The following is a 1,561-nucleotide window of genomic DNA, read 5'->3' as shown; positions in this document are numbered from 1 at the left end:
TAGAGCGTGTCCTATGTGGTGAGTCGGACGTTGATCGTGCATGGGGCGGGGTACGTGGAGTTGGATCGTTCCGGACGGGTTGTGGGAGATCGCGAAGCCGCTGATCCCGCCGGGCCGGGTGCGCCCGCAGGGCGGCGGGACACCGAACACGCCTGATGAGACCTTGTTTGCCGCGATCGTGTACGTGCTGGTCAGCAGCTGTGCCTGGCGGGCCCTGCCTCCCTGTTTCGGGGTCTCGAAGTCGACCGTCACCGCAGATTCCTCATCTGGTCGCGGGCCGGGGTGTGGGGCCAGCTGCACGAGGCGGTCCTGCACCTGCTCGACGACGCCGGGCTGGTCGACGTGACCCGCGTCGTCCTCGACTCCGCTCACGTCAGGGCGAAAAAGGGGGCGAACTCACAGGCCCGTCGCCCGTGGACCGAGGCAAGCCGGGTTCCAAGATGCACATCCTGTCGGACCAGAACGGGCTGCCCCTCGTCGTCGGTGGCTCCGCCGCCAACACCCACGACAGCGAAGCCCTGAAGCCCATGGTGGCCGGTCACCAAACGAGACACGACCCCCACCGCGGCCGGCACTTCAAACCCCAGCGCCTCCACGCCGACAAGGCCTACGACGTTCCCCACCTGCGCAAATGGCTGTGGGGCAAGCACATCGGCGTCCGCATCGCCCACAAGGGCACCGAGTGCAGCGAACGCCTTGGCCGACGCCGTTGGGTAATCGAGCGGACGATGTGCGCCACGAGGCGCCCTGTTTGTATCCCCGGTTGAGCCGGGAGGAATTCGGAAGGAGATTCTTGGGCCAGATGACTTACCTATAGCCGAAAGGTGAAGGGGACAAGAGCATGTCAGAAAACCAGTGACTGGGTCCAGTTGCCAGGGACGGGGTACTGGGTGGCCCGCGCGATATGGCGAAGGCTGAATTGCTTGAAGCCCAATCTCCAGAAGATGCAAGTTCCCATCCGTCGGAAAGGCAGCTGAAACCGACGCCGCACTCTGCATCGGCATATATTGGTCGGCCGGTGCACCTCCGGAGCGCGGAGCGATGTCCAGCGAGGACATTCAAGGAGATGAGTGGGACGCCTACGTCGCGCTAGAACGTACAAGCAGGGACGAACGTGGGATCGCCTACGGGACGCGAGTCCTATGGCGACGGAGGCCCCGTAGTAGTCGCCGGAGTCACGCCCGGCCAGGGAGGACGGGAAAGCCGTCCGCAGGGCGAAGAGGGCCAGGTGATTCGGACACCCGCGACTCGGGAGGTATGCGAAATGCAGAGCGCCGAAACGGTGCTGGGTGTCCTGCGTGACCGCGGCAGGCGAGGCCTGCCGTGCACAGAGCTGTATCGACAGCTGTTCAACCCGCAGTTGTATCTGATGGCCTACGGACGTATCTACGCCAACCATGGCGCGATGACGCCCGGGGTCACGCCGGAAACTGTGGACGGCATGTCTCAGCGGAAGATCAGCCGGATCATCGAAGCGATGCGCCACGAGCGATACCGTTTCCGTCCGGTCCGGCGCGTTCACATCCCGAAGAAGAACGGGAAGACGCGTCCGCTGGGCCTG

General features: G+C 64.6%; 2 pseudogenes. Both read left to right on the top strand.

From position 1 onward, the window contains the following. Nucleotides 1-40: 40 nt before the first annotated feature. A pseudogene (locus V7793_RS37390) lies at nt 41-731 on the top strand (IS5 family transposase); the annotation flags it as partial. 533 nt (nt 732-1,264) lie between these two features. Next, a pseudogene (locus tag V7793_RS37385) lies at nt 1,265-1,561 on the top strand (maturase); the annotation flags it as partial.

This window comes from Streptomyces sp. KLMMK, assembly GCF_036961605.1.
GTDB lineage: Bacteria > Actinomycetota > Actinomycetes > Streptomycetales > Streptomycetaceae > Streptomyces > Streptomyces telluris.
This window is presented reverse-complemented; position numbering and strand designations above follow the sequence as displayed.